Origin of the sequence: Micromonospora sp. NPDC049359 (assembly GCF_044466585.1) — a bacterium.
In the GTDB taxonomy this organism is placed as follows: domain Bacteria; phylum Actinomycetota; class Actinomycetes; order Mycobacteriales; family Micromonosporaceae; genus Micromonospora.
Window position 1 is genome coordinate 224,609 of record NZ_JBITMW010000005.1, and the last position, 14,140, is coordinate 238,748.

Below are 14,140 nucleotides of genomic sequence, written 5' to 3' on the forward strand. Positions count from 1 at the left end.
GGGCCCCCCCCCCCCCCCCCCCCCCCCACCCCCCCCCCCCCCCCCACCGCTCGGGCGGGGGGGGGGGGGGGGGGGGGGGGGGGGGGCCCGCCGGGGGGGGGGCCGGCCCCCCCCCCCCCCCCCCCCCCCTCGACTCCCGGGTCGTTACGACCGGGCCTTGTCCTGCTTCCAGGACAGTGGTCCCGGCAGGTCGACGCGGTGTGCCCGGGCCTTCGAGTTCCAGGACCAACGCCCGATCTTGATGCTCCACGAGGAGAAACCGTTCTCGGTGAAGTTCAGGATCAGCGGACCGATCTTCTTGCGCTTGCGAAACATGAGGCCCATCGGAGCACTCCCCTCGTCAACCGTTCCCTGCCGTGTTGGGATCGAATATTCCCGGACGGGCGAATTCCGAAACCCCCTCGTCGTCCCGGGTGGACCGTGCGCCGCCATGACACGGGAATTCCTATCCACCAGATGGGTGTTGCGCTGCGGTAAACGCTGCTAAAGGCGCTCCGTAACATCGTCAGCGATGCAAGTCTCATCTTGTGGAAGACCGTTGACCGGGCGTTCGCGCCGTCGGCAGCATGGGTTTCATGTTGTCGCGGACTGAGCTTCCCCTCATCGCCCACGCCGCGCCGGCCCCGGTGCCGACGTGACCACCATGGAGCGTCCGACGACGGACGCGACCGACCTGCGACCGGTGGACCGGGACCTGTTCCGCGCGCTGCTGCGCCGGCAGGCCACCAGCGTCACCGTGGTCACCGCCGTGGCCCGGTCCACCGACCCGGCCTGCCTGGGCGGGATCGGCCAACCGATCCGGGCCGGGTTCACCGCCACCTCGTTCACCTCGGTCTCACTGGAACCGCCGCTCGTCTCGTTCTGCCTCGGCACCGAGTCGTCGAGCTGGCCGGTGCTGGCCCGTGCCGAACACGTCGCGGTCCACCTGCTCGCCGCCGGGCAGCGGGAGGCGGCCGCCGTCTTCGCCACCAGCGGCATCGACCGGTTCGCCGCCTATCCGGACTGGACGGCCGGGCCGTTCGGGGTGCCACTGCTGACCGGGGTGCTGGCCCGACTGTTCTGCCGGGTGGTGCACCGCGTCCCGGTCGGCGACCACACCCTGGTCATCGCCGAACCGCTCGCCCTGGGCGACGGCGACGACGGTCCGCCGCTGGTGCACCACCGGGGCGGCTACACCACGCCGGCCGGCGGGTGAGCAGGCCCGTCACGGCCGACCCGCTCGTGTTGGATCGGGCTGCCCAGGACCTCTTGTTCCGGGCAGCCCGCACCGCCAACAGGTTCACCGACGAGCCGGTCACCGACGCCCAGGTGGCCGCGATCCACGATCTGATCCGGTACGGGCCGACCGCGTACAACGGCCAGCCGCTGCGGGTGCTGCTGCTGCGCTCGCCGCAGGCCCGAGCCCGGCTGCTGCCGTACGTGTCGTCGAGCAACCGGGCGAAGACGTCCAGCGCGCCGCTGGCGGCGGTGCTCGCCGCCGACGTCGACTTCCACGAGCGGCTGCCCGAGCTGTACCCGCACCGACCGCAGGCCCGGGAGTGGCTGGGTGATCGGACGGCCCGCGCGGAGCAGGCTCGCTTCAGCGCCACCCTCCAGATCGGCTACCTGCTGCTGGGGATACGCGCGGCGGGGCTCGCCGCCGGCCCGATGGCCGGGTTCGACGCGGCCGGGGTGACCCGGGAGTTCTTTCCCGACGGCCGGCACGAGGCGCTGCTGCTGGTGAACGTCGGCCACCCCGGTCCGGACGCCTGGGGCGACCGGCTGCCCCGACTCGACACCGACGAGGTGGTGCGCGCCCTGTGAGGCGTCAGCGTGGCTCCCACGCGTCGGGCAGCGCGGTGAGCTTGCGAACGTGCGCGGGCAGTCGACCACTGACGATCTCGGCGAGGCTCACCTCGTCGACCACCCGCCGCACCGCGGCGCGCACCGCCACCCACAGGCCGGGCAGGTTCTCCGCCGAGCCCTCGTAGCGGGTCTCCTCCGGGCGCAGGCCGCGTACGCCCGCGAGCGGGCCCTCCACCGCGCGCAACACCGCGCCGACGGTCACCTCGCGAGGCGGACGGGCCAGGGTGTAACCGCCCTCCGCGCCGCGTTGGGCGCGGACGATCCCGGCCCGGCGCAGATCCGCCAGGACCGCCTCCAGGAACTTGCGGGGCATGTCCTGCTCCGCCGCGATGGCCTGGGTGGACAGCAGCGAGGGGTACGCGGTCGCGAGGCTCAGCGCCGCACGTACCGCGTAGTCGCCGCGCGCGGAGATCTGCACCCCGTCATCATGCCCGCCCGCTCGGGATACCCGGGCCACCGGGCCGGCCCGAGTTACCGGGTGCGCCGGAGCGGAACCGTCCGCTGTTGGCGCCGGTCGGCTCGACCGGTGGTCGGGGTCGGACGACCCGGCCGCCGGCCGGCTGGTCGCGGGCGGCCCGGAACGCCCCAGGGCTGACCCCGATCTCCCGGGTGAAGAACCGGCCGAAGTTGGTCGGCTCGGAGAAGCCGAGCCCCCGGCCGATCTGCGCGATCGGTTCGTCGCTCGCCGCGAGCAGCCGGGCGGCCTGCAACGCCACCCGCTCGTCGATGACCTGCTTGGCGCTGCGGCCGGTGACGGCCAGGCAGGCCCGGGTCAGGGTACGCACCGAGCAGCCGAGCGCGGCGGCGTAGTCCTCGACCCGCCGGGACACCTGGTAGCCGTGCTCCACCTCCCGGGCGAACCGCTGGAACGTCTCGGCCTCGTTACGCTGCCCGGCCGGGTCCGCGTCGGGCAGCGCCAACCGCAGCAGCAGCACGGCGAGCTGGTGCCGCAGCAGCGCGCGGCCGGCCGGGCCGTCGCCGTGCCGCTGGCAGTCCACCGCCAACTGGCTCACCTCGTTGATCACCGCGTCCTCGTCCTCGCCGGCCAACTGCCGCCAGGTCGGCGCCGCGTCCACGTCGACGGCCAGGCCGTGCAGGGCGTCGGCGGTCCAGCCGACCACCGACGCGTCGAACTGGGGGCCGGCGCAGCGCAGCACCTGACCGGCGTGGACCCGCAGCAGCGTGCCGGGTCGGCACGGCAGGAGGTGGAAATCCAGCTCGGCGTCGCCGTGGCCGCGGGTGGTGAGGATCAGCAGCTCCTGTTCGACGAACACCGGCCGCCGCCAGCCGGGGTCACCGGCCAGGTCGGCCAGCGCGAACGTGGAGATCTCGTCGGGTACGGGTGATGCCGTTCCGATCGATGGCGCGGGGGAGGGATCGGTGGAGACCATCGCCTGCGACGGTAGCCCGAACCGCAGGTCACCGCATCCCGACCGGGGTACGCGGCGACGTCGTGGCTTGTCGTGGTCCCCACGGCCGGGCTACGTTACCCGGCGGTAGCGCCGTCCGGTCCCGGTCCGCCCGGCGCCCCACCGGCCGCTCGCCGGACGACGCAAGACGCCGACTCGCGATGGGATTCCTATGACGGAGCTGTTCTCGGTCGAAGACAAGACGGTCCTGGTCACCGGCGGGTCCCGGGGAATCGGGCTGATGATCGCCCAGGGCTTCGTCCGCGCCGGCGCCCGCGTGATCATCTCGTCCCGCAAGGCGGACGTCTGCGAGCAGGTCGCCAACGAACTCTCCGCCGAGGGCCGGTGCGAGGCCATCCCCGCCGACCTGAGCGCCGACGACGGCGCGCAGGCCCTCGCCGCCGCCGTCCGCGAGCGCGTCGACCGCCTCGACGTGCTGGTCAACAACGCCGGCGCCACCTGGGGCGCGCCGCTGGAGAGCTACCCGGAGGCCGCGTTCGACAAGCTCTGGGCGGTCAACGTCAAGGCCGTCTTCCGGCTCACCACCGCGCTGCTGCCGGCGCTGCGCGCCGCCGCCAGCGCCGACGACCCGGCCCGCGTGATCAACATCGGGTCCATCGACGGCATCCGGGTGCCGTTCATGGAGGTGTACGCGTACTCGGCCACCAAGGCCGCCGTGCACATGCTCACCCGCAGCCTCGCCCACCAGCTCGCCGGTGAGCAGATCACCGTCAACGCGATCGCGCCCGGCCCGTTCGAGAGCAAGATGATGGCGTTCGCCCTCGACGACCCGGCCAGCCGGTCCGCCATCGAGCAGCAGGTGCCGCTAGGCCGCATCGGCCGCCCCGAGGACATGGCCGGCACCGCCATCTACCTGTCGTCGCGGGCCGGCGCGTACCTGACCGGCGCGGTCATCCCCGTCGACGGCGGCATCACCACGCACGGCTGAGCACGGGCCAACCCGGGTCCGGCTGTGGTCGTACCCCCTGGGGGTGGGTGTGCCGGGGCCGCGCGGACTCGGCAGATCCGCGCGGCCCCGGTGTTGCTCGTGCGTCAGCGGCCGGCGAGCAGCCGGTTCACCGCAGTGTCGACGTCCAGGTGCTCGGCCTCACGACCGCGCGGGACGACCACGTACGTGCGTCGAAGGAATCGCACCAGGACGCTGCGCGGCACCTCGAAGAGGGCGTTGCCATCCGGTGACGAGAGGGCCAGCGCGACGAAGTCGCCGCGCGGTGTGGCCCAGGGCCAGACCCGCACATCCCCGATGCCGGCCGGCTCGTCCAGGCCGGTGACCAGCAGTTCGCGAGCGAACGACCAGCTCACCGCCTCCCCACCGGCCGATTCGGCGTGGAACAGGACATGGACCGCATACGGGTCAGCAGGGTCGTAACGCAGACTGGCACGCACCGGCAAGGCGGTGGCGTCAGGCGCGACGAGCCTTAGCGACGTCTCGACCTCTACGGTCGTCGGTCGGATGACACTCATGGACGTTCTCCCCCCGGCACCGCTGCGGAACGCGCGTGTCCCGCTTTTCCCATACTCAGGTGCTACTCCTGGCTACGCTCCGCCATACGCTGACTTCACCCAGTGGTGGGAAGGGGGACGGAAGCGCCTCGTGAATGTGAACATTCATGTAGGATTTCCGGTTCTGCCCAGTGCGTGATGCCGCCCGGCGTCGGGTGGCTCAGTCGTCGACTTACTCCGGTAACGTCCAGTCGGCCGTTGCAGTGACGGGCCCGAGCGACACTGGGGGGTGAAATGGTCACGAACCGATCCTCAGTGGATCCGGTGACCGCGCCGGGCCCGCCGAACGTCGCGGTCCGAGCAGCCGAAAAGCGGGGGTACGACGTGCCGATGGAGCAGCCCGAGCGACCCGGACGGTCGACGCCCGAGCCGGGCCGCCCCGGTGGCGTCCTCGTCGTCGGCGAGCCGCCGCGCCGCCCGCACTGGCGACAGCGGATCTCCACCACGCTCGACCTGATCCGGGCCAACCCCACCGGCCGGATCGCCCTCAAGATCTTCATCGCGATCGCCGGCGCGCTGGTGGTCACCATCGGCATCGCCCTCATCCCGCTGCCCGGCCCCGGCTGGCTGCTGGTCATCGCCGGCCTCGGCATCTGGGCCGTCGAATTCCACTGGGCCCGCCGACTGCTCGGCTTCACCCGTCGACACGTCCACGGCTGGACACGCTGGGTGAGACGACAGTCACTGCCGCTGCGCTTCGTCCTCGGCGCCGTCGGCCTGGTCTTCGTCGCGGCGGTGGTCTGGCTCTCCCTCAAGCTCAGCCTCGGCATCGACGTGGTGGCCGAGGCGAGGCAGTACCTCGCGGCGCGCTGACCCCGGATTTTTGGTCTGGTTCCACGATCGGGTAGAGTCAACGGCGCTGAGGGCGATTAGCTCAGTGGGAGAGCGCTTCGTTCACACCGAAGAGGTCGCTGGTTCGATACCAGCATCGCCCACTCTCAGTTTCTGCAGGTCAGAAGCCGGTTGGACACAGTCCAGCCGGCTTTTCGCTGTCCCGTAGCAGAGATCATGAGTCACCCATGAGTCGGTCACGACTAATTGCGGGCCGCCGTTGGAGGGAAAACGAAGCGTCCGCCCAGTTAAGCGTTGCTGTCCGAGCACGTCGCCTGGTCACCTGGTTGAATCCGGCTGTCCTCGCTCAAGGCGTGGTGGCTCCGGATGACCACGCCCGCAAGGTGGAGAGGGTGGCAGCCCGTTCGAGCCGGGCCGAGTCCGGGGAGCCCCGGCGATGCCGGGGCTCCCAAGCCCTGCGCATCGATAGCGCCGCCAGCAAGGCTGACAGCAACCGGCCAGGACGAGGGCAGCGGCCGGCTGCCGAGCGCGGAGAGCCGCCCGACGCCGCAGCTAAGCGGCCACCCACAGTGGGGGGTACCCCGGTGCCCTGAATACCGCAGGCAACCTCAGGCTGTCACTGCTGCGGTACGGTCGGACATGGCGGCCCCGCTGGTGTAGAGGCCGGCGGTGCCGCCGCCCAGTCCTCTACCTGGGAGCGGCCATGACCGAGCCAACGTCATTCGGTGCCCGCCTACGCGCCCACCGCGAACGAGCGGGCAAAACGCGCGTTGTCCTCGGTGGCCTGGTCGGTCGAAGCGCCGACTGGGTCAAGGCGTTGGAGTCCGGGCGGCTGCTCACGCCGCGCCTGCCCATGCTGCTGCGCCTGGCCGAGGTCCTCGACGTCTCGGACCTGGCCGAGCTGACCGGCGACCAGTCCCTGCCGGTCGCGTCGGTGACCCGGGCCGGGCACCCGGGGGTCGACAACGTCGCCGCCGCCATGCAGCGCACCACGGTGCCTGCCGGGGAGCCGACGCCCGTAGGCGTCCTGCGCGGTCTGGTCAACCAGGCGTGGACGCTGTGGCACCAGTCCAGCACCGAACGGACCGCCGTGGCCGTGGTGTTGCCCGGCCTGCTCGACGACGCCCGCCGCTCGGTCAGACGACTCGAAGGCACCGACCGGCGGGCGGCGCTGGCCGAGCTGGCACGCGTCTACCACCTGGCGCAGTTGTACGTCGCTCACCAGCCTTACCCAGAACTGGTGTGGCTGGCCGCTGACCGCGCCATGGGCGCCGCGCAGGACGCCGACGACCCGAACGCGATCGCTGCGGCGGCGTGGTACTACGCGCACGTCTACCGGTCGGCGAACCAAGTCGACGCGGCCGAGCTGGTGCTCGTCGATGCCGAGCGGTTCGTTGACAGGGAAGCGGGAGCAGAGCCGTACGCGCGCTGGGCCCAGCTTCAACTGGGGCGCGCGCTCGGTCACGCGAAGGCCGGCCGCGCCGGGCAGGCGTGGCGCGCGTGGGACGCCGCTGATGCCGCCGCTGGCCGCCTTGGAGCCGGCTACGCCCACCCGTGGCTCATGTTTGGTCCGGCCGCCTGCGCTGCGTACGCGGTGACGTTGGAGACGGACCTGTGCCACGTGGGGGAGGCTGTTCGGCGAGCCGACTCGACGAACTACAGCGCGCTTCCCTCGCGTACCCGCCGCGCTGGTCACCTGATCGACGCGGCCCGCGCGCACCTGCTGCGCCGCGAGGAAGTAGCCGCTGTGCACCTGCTCGGCCGCGCGCTACGCGAAAGCGTCGACACGATCCGGCACAACCCGTATTCGCGGAGCGCCGCATTCGAGCTGTCCTCGCGTCCCGGGACTGTCGGAGAGGACGCGCGCGAGCTGGCACTCGCCATCGGCGTCGAGGGGTAACCGTGCCAGGGGGACGGTCTGTCCCCATCGCGTTGCGTGGTCGTACATAGCGTCCCTGGTTACTAAGTCGGGCGCGGATCAACTGCAGCGTCGTCGCGAAGATCGTCGCGCCCCTGACCTGGGGAGGCGACACCGTGCACATCGTCCAGAGGCTGCGGCGGCTGCTCACGCCCGCCGCGCCGCCCGTTCCGCCCGGCACCGGCCAGCGCATCCAGGCCGTCGAGCAGGAAGCGGCCAAGCGGCAACTCCTGGCCAGCGCCCGGACCGTGACGCAGGCGCACCGCCGCGCCAGCCGCCCCGACGGGACGGTCCGGTGAGCGGCCGGCAGATGCCCGAGCCCGGCGCGCGGGTGTCGGTGCGGCCCAGCCAGTGGCAACCCAGCCCCGGCATCGAGGGCCAGACGCACCACACCATCGTCATCGTCAAGGTCCACGAGTCCCACGACCCGCGGTTCGCGTGGGTGTACGGCCACGGCCCGGACTGCGGCTGGTCCACGGCCGACTGCGCCGTCCCGTGGTGCTTCGAGGTGTTGGTCAGCGTCGACGTCCTGGCCGCCGCCGTTGCAGGGCAGCGGCCGTGACCACGTACCCATGCTGGCAGATGGCCTCGGGGACCAGTCGGCGGTCGCGGTCCCTGGCGGCGGCGCTGCTCATAGGTCGCGCATGACCACGCACGGCCCGGTGCTGCCGATCTGGAGTTGCGGCGGCTGCGCTGCGCCCTGGCCCTGCCGCACACGGCAGCGCGAGCTGCGCGCCGAGTTCGACGGCGCTCCGATCTCCCTGGCAATCTACCTCGGTGCCCAGCTGGTGCGGGCCTCCCAGGACCTGAGCTGGGTGCCGGCGGGTGCGCTGCACAGACGCTTCCTCGGCTGGCTGCGGTGAGCAGCCTGCGGCCCGGCGACGGGAAGTTCCACCACAGCGACGGCTCGCACAAGTGGATCCCACCGGACCCGGACTACGACCTGTCCTGCCGGCGGCAGGACTGCCGTGCGTGCCTTGACAGGAAGGTGGAGCAGCAGGACAGTCGACATATTCATAGACGTTCAACTATCTGCGGCGAGGTGTGCCATGCGGAAGTCGCTGACTGCTGTGGCCACCATCGCCGTTGCCATGGTCGCGACGATGGCCGCGATCTCACACGCCAGTGCGGCGAACGCGGCGGCCGGGTGTCGGGTGAACTACGTCGTCACCAGCCAGTGGACCGGTGGCTTCCACGCCGACATCGCGGTCACCAACTTGGGTGACCCAGTCAATGGGTGGACGCTGCGGTTCGCGTTCCCTGCAGTCGACCAGCGGCTCACGCAAACCTGGAGCGCCACCTGGGCCCAGGCGGGCCAGCAGGTCAGCGCGACCAATCTGAGCTGGAACGCGACCCTGGGCACCAATGGCTCCGCGAACATCGGTTTCGTTGGCGCCTGGTCGGGCAGCAACCCCATACCGGAGTCGTTCACGCTCAACGGCGTCACGTGCACCGGCGGCGTCCTGCCCAGCATGACGCCGACCCGGACGACCCCACCGCCGGTCGCTGACTACCCAGCGATCGTCACCTGGCTCAGCCCGACCGCCGGCGCGGTGTACACCACACCGGGAACCGTCCCGCTGGCGGCGACCGCGACCGTGGGAGGCGGACACGGCATCACCTCGGTGTCGTTCCGGGTGGACGGCGTCACGGTGGCCCAGGGGGTGAGGACGACCGGTGACCGGTACGAGGCGCTGTGGACACCACCGATCGGGGAGCCCGGCACCAGCACCACCTTCGTGCTGTACGTCTCGGCCGGCACCGACCAGTCGCTGTCTGGCGCTGCGCCGCCGTTGCTGGTCACGGTCGTGACGCCGCCGTCCACCGGCACCAACCACCCGCCGGCGGTGGCGATGAGCACCCCCGGCGGGCAGACCTACTTCCTCGAGCCGACGACCGTCACGCTGGTCGCCGACGTCGCCGACACCGATCCCGGGGACCTCGTCAGCCGGGTGGAGCTCTACCTCGGCGCAACCCGGCTGGCCGTGACGCCGACCAACAGCGGACAGCGCTACCAGTTCCAGACGGCCCTGGCGGCCGGCACGTCGTCCACCTTCACCGTGCGGGTCCACGATTCCCACGGCGGCCTCGGCATCTCAAACCCGCTGACCTTCACCATCCGTTAGCGCCTCGGCCCTCCGTCAAGGGCTGACCAAGGTTCAACGGCACCGATCGGCGGCCAGTGGCACCCACCCCTGCCTGCGTCCTGAACTACCGCCGCTGCGATCGGTGTCAGCCGGCGTTGCCGGTCGCGTACACGTCGTCCTCATTGGATGCTCACCCGAACGACTGATCACTGCCGGCTGTGGGGTACGTGAATGTGGCTTCGGAATATCCGTTGCCAACCACGGGCAGCGCGCCTACCTTGAATGAGCAAGGTCAAACCGATCCACCAGAGGAGTTCCCCGTGTCGCAGTACGCCTACACCGAAACCACGCGGCTCATGCCGCGCGGCGGTGTCGTGCTGCTCCCGATCGGGCGGGCTCACGATCTGTGCGCGAGTGAGCAGAACTGGAAGCCGGGGTGGCGGCGCGAATAGCGTCAGCGCAAGCTGCGAAGCCGCCCACCCCGACCGGGACAGGGCGGCTTTTTCGTTACCGGAACAACTTCATAGGGGCGTAGCTCAACTGGTAGAGCACCGGTCTCCAAAACCGAAGGTCGCAGGTTCGAGTCCTGTCGCCCCTGCTTCCGTCCCGGCTTCGGTCGGTGGCGTTGTTGATTCTTAATTCCACAGTGAATGGCATGAGCAAGACCCCGGCCGGCGCCTGCACGGGCCGGCCGGGGGCATTACATCCGGGACGAGGGAGACGGCTGACCCGCTCGCTTTGGGAGCGAGAGACACGGGGTTCGACACCCCGGTCCCGGACCATGGGGTTGTAGCTCAGCCGGTAGAGCATCGGTCTGGCAGACCGAAGGCCGGGGGTTCGAACCCCTCCGACTCCACGCACAGGGTGTGCTGCGACTACGTAGGCACACCCGCAAGAACTTGCCCACCTGGCGTAACTGGCAGCGCACGGGCGTGAAGCTCCCGAGGACTCCGTTCAAGTCGGGGGGTGGGCACGTTGGCGGGGGGACCTCCCGGGGCGAGGCTCCCGGCCCCCGCCGGCTAGATGGGCCGTTGGAGCTGATGGCAAAGCTCACCTGGTTCTCAGCCAGGAGATCGTCGGTTCGAGCCCGACACGGCCTACGCACGATCTCGCGGTACTAGCTCATCTGGTAGAGCGCCTGCCTTCCAAGCAGGTTGGCGGGGTTCGAGTCCCCGGTACCGCTCGACGGGGCAGGGAGTGGGGCGGCGGACGCCGCGAATCCGGAGGCCGGGTTGCGCAGCCTGGCTGACGGCCGACGCGGGGCAGCTCCCCGAGTCAGCGTGAAGGTCGCCGGCTCAAACCCGGTGTTGGTGGCGGTTCGAGTCCGCCGCAGGGCACGCAACGCCTCGTTGTGACCACGGTGAAACCGTACGGCCGGCTGACCCGGCACAGCGGGATCAATCGCCTCCGGGGCGACAGGTACGTTCCCGCCCATTGTGGGAGAGGCACCCATGCCGCCGTAGCTCAGATTGGGAGAGCGTCCCCCTGGTACGGGGAAGGCCGCGCGTTCAATTCGCGCCGGTGGCTCCACGCGGTTGTAGCGCAGTTGGTAGCGCGTCTCCTTGCCAAGGAGAAGATCGCCGGTTCGAATCCGGCCAGCCGCTCTCAATCGACAGATCATCTGTCAAATCCGTCCAACCACCCACGACCCGAAGGAGGGACCTGGTGGACGCCGTACTCGTCATCAACGCCGACCTTGGGCCCCTTCACCGGGTCACGGTCGCCCACGCGATCCGGATGCTGTGCCGGCGGGTCGCCGAGATCCACGAAGCCGAACCCGACCGGACCCTCGGCGTGTTCCCCATGCCGAAGGTCGTCCGCCTGGTGCGGTACGTCGTCACCCGGTGGCGGTATACGAAGGGCCCTGCCTGGTCCAAGGGTGGTGTCCTGGCCCGCGACAACCGGCAGTGCGGCTACTGCTCCGGTCCGGCCGCCACGGTCGACCACATCCTGCCCCGCTCGCGGGGTGGGCTGAACACCTGGCGGAACACCGTCAGCGCGTGCGCGCCCTGCAACCAGGCCAAGGGCGACCGGACCCCGGCCGAGGCCGGCATGGTGCTTCGCATCAGCCCGCTCGTGCCCGCGTGGGGGTCGCTGGCGCAGCGCTGACCCGGCCGGCGGGCCATCACCCCGCCGGCCGCGATGGGAGTTGATGTAACCGGCAGCATCGCTGGCTCTGACCCAGCGCGTAGAGGTTCGAATCCTCTGCTCCCAGCTCGATGCCCTCGTAGCCCAGCGGTAGAGGCGACGGTCTGAGGGGCCGTGTAGGGCAGGTTCGAATCCTGTCGAGGGCACCAGGCCGGCGTAGCTCAGAGGCCAGAGCAGCGCCCTTGTAAGGCGAAGCGCGCCGGTTCGATCCCGGTCGCCGGCTCCACACCTTGCCGCCGTAGCTCACCTGGCAGAGCGACGTCCTCGTAAGACGTAGGCACCCGGTTCAAGTCCGGGCGGTGGCTCTCTCGCCGACGTAGCTCAGGTGGTCAGAGCATCCGGCTCATAACCGGAAGGCCGCGGGCTCGACTCCCGCCGTCGGCACTCTCAGAACAGCGTGAGGGCTTCGTTGATCGGACTCCTCTGCGGCAACTCCTGCTGGGGAGGTCGTCCGCGCCGGTGAGTGCGCTCGGCGTGGCAGTTCGCGCACACCACCTCGCACAAGTCCATCTCAGCCAGCATCCGAGCGATGGAGATGTTGCGACCGGCGAACTCGCCGATATTGAAGCTCTTTTCGCCGCGCACGTGATCGAACTGCATCACATAAGGGGGGTACTGCACATTGCAGTCGGCGCATGGCTTGCTTTTGGCCTGCCTGACGAGAGCCGCTAACTTCTCGCGGTTCTTCTTATTGAACGCAACAGCGCGGGCCTTGTAGGCTGACTTGTTGGCAGCGTAGTGGGCCTGCGCGTATCGCTTTCGGTCCTCGGGATTGGAATGTGCCACACCTGATCCTACCAATTGTGGCCCCGGTTCGACACCGGGCGTCGGCACGCAACACCACCTGCCCGGGTGGGCAAACTGGCAAAGCCGCCGCACTCAGACTGCGGAGATTCTGCGGGTTCGACTCCCGCCCCGGGTACGCATGGGCTCGTAGCTCATCTGGTAGAGCGCCGCTTTCGCACAGCGGAGGTGGCAGGTTCGAGTCCTGTCGGGTCCACCATGCCGACGTAGCTCAGTGGTGAGAGCACCCGACTGTCGATCGGGGGGCCGCGGGTTCGATCCCCGTCGTTGGCGCGCATGAAGGGTTGGCCGAGTCTGGTCGATGGCGCCGCGTTGCTAGCGCGGAGCGGGTCACACCGCCGGGAGTTCGAATCTCTCACCCTTCGCCAAGCCGTCGTAGCTCAGCCTGGTGAGAGCACCGACCTGATAAGTCGGGGGCCCCCGGTTCAAATCCGGGCGTCGGCACGCAGTAAGGCTCGCCCCCGTAGCTCAGCGGATAGAGCGCCTGATTACGGATCAGGAGGCCGGACGTTCGAATCGTCTCGGGGGCACTTACGGGATATGGCGCAGTTTGATAGCGCGCCTGACTGGGGGTCAGGGGGCCGTCGGTTCGAATCCGGCTATCCCGACTTCAGGTACTGCCCATCGCATCGCTCTAGCCCACCAACACCGATCATGCGGAGTTTCGTCGGGGCCTTTTTGACGCGACGAAAGCTTGCCACCCTCCGCGCCTCCGCCCGCGCCTCGTAGCGCATGTGTAGGAGCGTAAGTTCGGGTAGCCCTTTGATTGGCTCCTCCACCCCGTGCATCCTCAGGTGCTTCAGCTTCAGCACCAACGTTTGAGAAGGGTGCACTATGGCCGGTCCTCTGGCGAGCCAGCCGATCGCGGACCATCTCATTCCGCCAGAGATCCTGCTCGACCAGAAAGCTTCCTGGTAGAAGGCGTGAAAGGTGATGTCCACGATCGGCACGGCGGAGTCGTTGGCGATGTAGATCACCGTCTCGCCAGCTCGGGCGGAGACGCTGATGCAGCCCTCCCCTTCCACGATGCCGGCGACCCACGGGATGCCTTCGGCGAGCGTCAACTCCCGCCGGGCGGGGAAGGTGTCAACCGGCTGCCCTCCGGCCGACCAGAGGCCGATGGCAGCCGAACGGCGGCGGTGACCGAGTAGCGGTGCAAGTTCCGCGACGAGCCAAGCCGTGTGGTGATGCGCGTTGACGGTCCAGTACCACGAAGGCTTATGCGCGCGGTTCCTCGGCGTGTACGCATTGACCGTGCCGACCCCGGTCATCTGGTGGGCGTCGCTGATTACGTCTCGGTCCGTCATTTGGACCCGTACGCGGGGTGCACCTTCCTTCACCAAGAAGGTCCCTTCGCCTTCCAAGAGCCCGGCTAGCCATGCTCGCTGATCTGCGCGTAGCTCCTGCGGGGCTGGCCGCTCGCGTGTGCAGGTCGCGCACCGCACTGACTTGCGGTCCATCGGTGCGCCACACGCGCACCGCCACCTCAGCTTCAGACGCTGGTAGCGGCACGGCTCGCATTCACGCCGCCGGTCGGCTGACCAGTAAGGCTTGCCGCAGGTAACGCATCTGGGCTGACTTGTCACCCATACATATCATCTTAGGCGTGGGGT

17 protein-coding genes and 20 tRNA genes are annotated in these 14,140 nt (G+C 69.8%); 31 read left to right on the forward strand and 6 right to left on the reverse strand.

Annotated elements, in window-relative coordinates; translation table 11 throughout:
* Positions 1–144: 144 nt before the first annotated feature.
* On the reverse strand, positions 145–324 hold the full coding sequence (locus ACIBTX_RS14565) for a DUF4236 domain-containing protein (RefSeq protein WP_355051826.1): 180 nt from the start codon (positions 322–324) through the stop codon (positions 145–147).
* Positions 325–634: 310 nt separating this feature from the next.
* Between ACIBTX_RS14565 and ACIBTX_RS14570 the strand changes: the two genes are divergently transcribed.
* On the forward strand, positions 635–1,195 hold the full coding sequence (locus ACIBTX_RS14570) for a flavin reductase family protein (RefSeq protein ID WP_396832565.1): 561 nt from the start codon (positions 635–637) through the stop codon (positions 1,193–1,195).
* Complete coding sequence (locus ACIBTX_RS14575; protein ID WP_357171364.1) at positions 1,192–1,803, forward strand: malonic semialdehyde reductase; 612 nt, start codon at positions 1,192–1,194, stop codon at positions 1,801–1,803. The genes ACIBTX_RS14570 and ACIBTX_RS14575 overlap by 4 nt, the downstream gene beginning before the upstream one ends.
* Before the next feature lie 4 nt (positions 1,804–1,807).
* Here the strand turns inward: ACIBTX_RS14575 and ACIBTX_RS14580 are convergent, their stop codons facing one another.
* Together ACIBTX_RS14580 and ACIBTX_RS14585 are read right to left on the reverse strand one after the other, a co-directional pair.
* Positions 1,808–2,263, reverse strand: a complete 456-nt coding sequence (locus tag ACIBTX_RS14580; protein WP_030333674.1) for an Rrf2 family transcriptional regulator — start codon at positions 2,261–2,263, stop codon at positions 1,808–1,810.
* 7 nt (positions 2,264–2,270) lie between these two features.
* Entirely contained in the window at positions 2,271–3,236 is a 966-nt protein-coding gene (locus tag ACIBTX_RS14585; RefSeq protein ID WP_396832566.1) for a helix-turn-helix domain-containing protein, read from the reverse strand.
* Between the two features lie 190 nt (positions 3,237–3,426).
* Between ACIBTX_RS14585 and ACIBTX_RS14590 the strand changes: the two genes are divergently transcribed.
* Positions 3,427–4,203: a glucose 1-dehydrogenase gene (locus ACIBTX_RS14590; RefSeq protein ID WP_355051831.1), complete on the forward strand. Its 777-nt coding sequence runs from the start codon at positions 3,427–3,429 to the stop codon at positions 4,201–4,203.
* A 104-nt stretch (positions 4,204–4,307) separates the two neighbouring features.
* Here the strand turns inward: ACIBTX_RS14590 and ACIBTX_RS14595 are convergent, their stop codons facing one another.
* A complete protein-coding gene (locus tag ACIBTX_RS14595) occupies positions 4,308–4,739 on the reverse strand; it encodes an SsgA family sporulation/cell division regulator (protein WP_007457244.1) in 432 nt (143 codons plus the stop codon).
* Positions 4,740–5,033: 294 nt separating this feature from the next.
* Between ACIBTX_RS14595 and ACIBTX_RS14600 the strand changes: the two genes are divergently transcribed.
* The 21 genes from ACIBTX_RS14600 to ACIBTX_RS14700 all read left to right on the forward strand — a co-directional run bounded on the left by ACIBTX_RS14600 (position 5,034) and on the right by ACIBTX_RS14700 (position 12,107).
* Positions 5,034–5,591 carry a TIGR02611 family protein gene (locus ACIBTX_RS14600; protein WP_396832622.1) on the forward strand — a complete coding sequence of 186 codons (558 nt, stop codon included), beginning with the start codon at positions 5,034–5,036 and terminating at the stop codon, positions 5,589–5,591.
* Positions 5,592–5,641: 50 nt separating this feature from the next.
* Positions 5,642–5,713 (forward strand) — tRNA-Val (locus tag ACIBTX_RS14605).
* A gap of 560 nt (positions 5,714–6,273) precedes the next feature.
* The gene (locus ACIBTX_RS14610) at positions 6,274–7,470 is read left to right on the forward strand and encodes a helix-turn-helix domain-containing protein (RefSeq protein ID WP_396832567.1); all 1,197 of its coding nucleotides are present in this window, start codon (positions 6,274–6,276) and stop codon (positions 7,468–7,470) included.
* Positions 7,471–7,604: 134 nt separating this feature from the next.
* Entirely contained in the window at positions 7,605–7,787 is a 183-nt protein-coding gene (locus ACIBTX_RS14615; protein WP_357171372.1) for a hypothetical protein, read from the forward strand.
* Positions 7,784–8,050, forward strand: coding sequence for a hypothetical protein (locus ACIBTX_RS14620; RefSeq protein ID WP_396832568.1), 267 nt, complete (start codon positions 7,784–7,786; stop codon positions 8,048–8,050). The genes ACIBTX_RS14615 and ACIBTX_RS14620 overlap by 4 nt, the downstream gene beginning before the upstream one ends.
* Positions 8,051–8,132: 82 nt before the next feature.
* The gene (locus tag ACIBTX_RS14625) at positions 8,133–8,351 is read left to right on the forward strand and encodes a hypothetical protein (protein ID WP_357171376.1); all 219 of its coding nucleotides are present in this window, start codon (positions 8,133–8,135) and stop codon (positions 8,349–8,351) included.
* Positions 8,352–8,537: 186 nt separating this feature from the next.
* Positions 8,538–9,614, forward strand: a complete 1,077-nt coding sequence (locus tag ACIBTX_RS14630) for a cellulose binding domain-containing protein (protein WP_396832569.1) — start codon at positions 8,538–8,540, stop codon at positions 9,612–9,614.
* A 281-nt stretch (positions 9,615–9,895) separates the two neighbouring features.
* Positions 9,896–10,027 (forward strand): hypothetical protein, encoded by a 132-nt coding sequence (locus ACIBTX_RS14635; protein WP_357123148.1) that lies wholly within the window; start codon positions 9,896–9,898, stop codon positions 10,025–10,027.
* A 73-nt stretch (positions 10,028–10,100) separates the two neighbouring features.
* A tRNA-Trp gene (locus tag ACIBTX_RS14640) sits at positions 10,101–10,173 on the forward strand.
* 108 nt (positions 10,174–10,281) lie between these two features.
* Positions 10,282–10,357: transfer RNA gene (locus ACIBTX_RS14645), tRNA-Pro, on the forward strand.
* A 1-nt stretch (position 10,358) separates the two neighbouring features.
* Positions 10,359–10,431: transfer RNA gene (locus tag ACIBTX_RS14650), tRNA-Ala, on the forward strand.
* Between the two features lie 169 nt (positions 10,432–10,600).
* A tRNA-Glu gene (locus tag ACIBTX_RS14655) sits at positions 10,601–10,675 on the forward strand.
* 11 nt (positions 10,676–10,686) lie between these two features.
* A tRNA-Gly gene (locus ACIBTX_RS14660) sits at positions 10,687–10,758 on the forward strand.
* A gap of 270 nt (positions 10,759–11,028) precedes the next feature.
* Positions 11,029–11,105, forward strand: a tRNA-Thr gene (locus tag ACIBTX_RS14665).
* Position 11,106: 1 nt separating this feature from the next.
* A tRNA-Gly gene (locus tag ACIBTX_RS14670) sits at positions 11,107–11,179 on the forward strand.
* Positions 11,180–11,240: 61 nt separating this feature from the next.
* Positions 11,241–11,684, forward strand: a complete 444-nt coding sequence (locus tag ACIBTX_RS14675; RefSeq protein ID WP_357171380.1) for an HNH endonuclease — start codon at positions 11,241–11,243, stop codon at positions 11,682–11,684.
* A gap of 34 nt (positions 11,685–11,718) precedes the next feature.
* Positions 11,719–11,790, forward strand: a tRNA-Gln gene (locus tag ACIBTX_RS14680).
* Positions 11,791–11,796: 6 nt separating this feature from the next.
* Positions 11,797–11,872: transfer RNA gene (locus ACIBTX_RS14685), tRNA-Leu, on the forward strand.
* A 1-nt stretch (position 11,873) separates the two neighbouring features.
* A tRNA-Thr gene (locus ACIBTX_RS14690) sits at positions 11,874–11,949 on the forward strand.
* 6 nt (positions 11,950–11,955) lie between these two features.
* Positions 11,956–12,028 (forward strand) — tRNA-Thr (locus ACIBTX_RS14695).
* Between the two features lie 5 nt (positions 12,029–12,033).
* Positions 12,034–12,107 (forward strand) — tRNA-Ile (locus ACIBTX_RS14700).
* 3 nt (positions 12,108–12,110) lie between these two features.
* Here ACIBTX_RS14700 and ACIBTX_RS14705 read toward each other — a convergent pair.
* Entirely contained in the window at positions 12,111–12,509 is a 399-nt protein-coding gene (locus ACIBTX_RS14705; RefSeq protein WP_357394089.1) for a hypothetical protein, read from the reverse strand.
* A gap of 60 nt (positions 12,510–12,569) precedes the next feature.
* Here ACIBTX_RS14705 and ACIBTX_RS14710 point away from each other — a divergent pair.
* The 7 genes from ACIBTX_RS14710 to ACIBTX_RS14740 all read left to right on the forward strand — a co-directional run bounded on the left by ACIBTX_RS14710 (position 12,570) and on the right by ACIBTX_RS14740 (position 13,135).
* Positions 12,570–12,645: transfer RNA gene (locus ACIBTX_RS14710), tRNA-Leu, on the forward strand.
* A gap of 5 nt (positions 12,646–12,650) precedes the next feature.
* Positions 12,651–12,726 (forward strand) — tRNA-Ala (locus tag ACIBTX_RS14715).
* Position 12,727: 1 nt separating this feature from the next.
* Positions 12,728–12,800: transfer RNA gene (locus ACIBTX_RS14720), tRNA-Asp, on the forward strand.
* A 5-nt stretch (positions 12,801–12,805) separates the two neighbouring features.
* Positions 12,806–12,895, forward strand: a tRNA-Ser gene (locus ACIBTX_RS14725).
* A gap of 1 nt (position 12,896) precedes the next feature.
* A tRNA-Ile gene (locus ACIBTX_RS14730) sits at positions 12,897–12,971 on the forward strand.
* A 13-nt stretch (positions 12,972–12,984) separates the two neighbouring features.
* Positions 12,985–13,057, forward strand: a tRNA-Arg gene (locus ACIBTX_RS14735).
* A 4-nt stretch (positions 13,058–13,061) separates the two neighbouring features.
* Positions 13,062–13,135 (forward strand) — tRNA-Pro (locus tag ACIBTX_RS14740).
* Here the strand turns inward: ACIBTX_RS14740 and ACIBTX_RS14745 are convergent.
* Positions 13,127–13,834: a hypothetical protein gene (locus ACIBTX_RS14745; RefSeq protein WP_396832570.1), complete on the reverse strand. Its 708-nt coding sequence runs from the start codon at positions 13,832–13,834 to the stop codon at positions 13,127–13,129. The genes ACIBTX_RS14740 and ACIBTX_RS14745 overlap by 9 nt on opposite strands.
* Positions 13,835–14,140 lie beyond the last annotated feature (306 nt).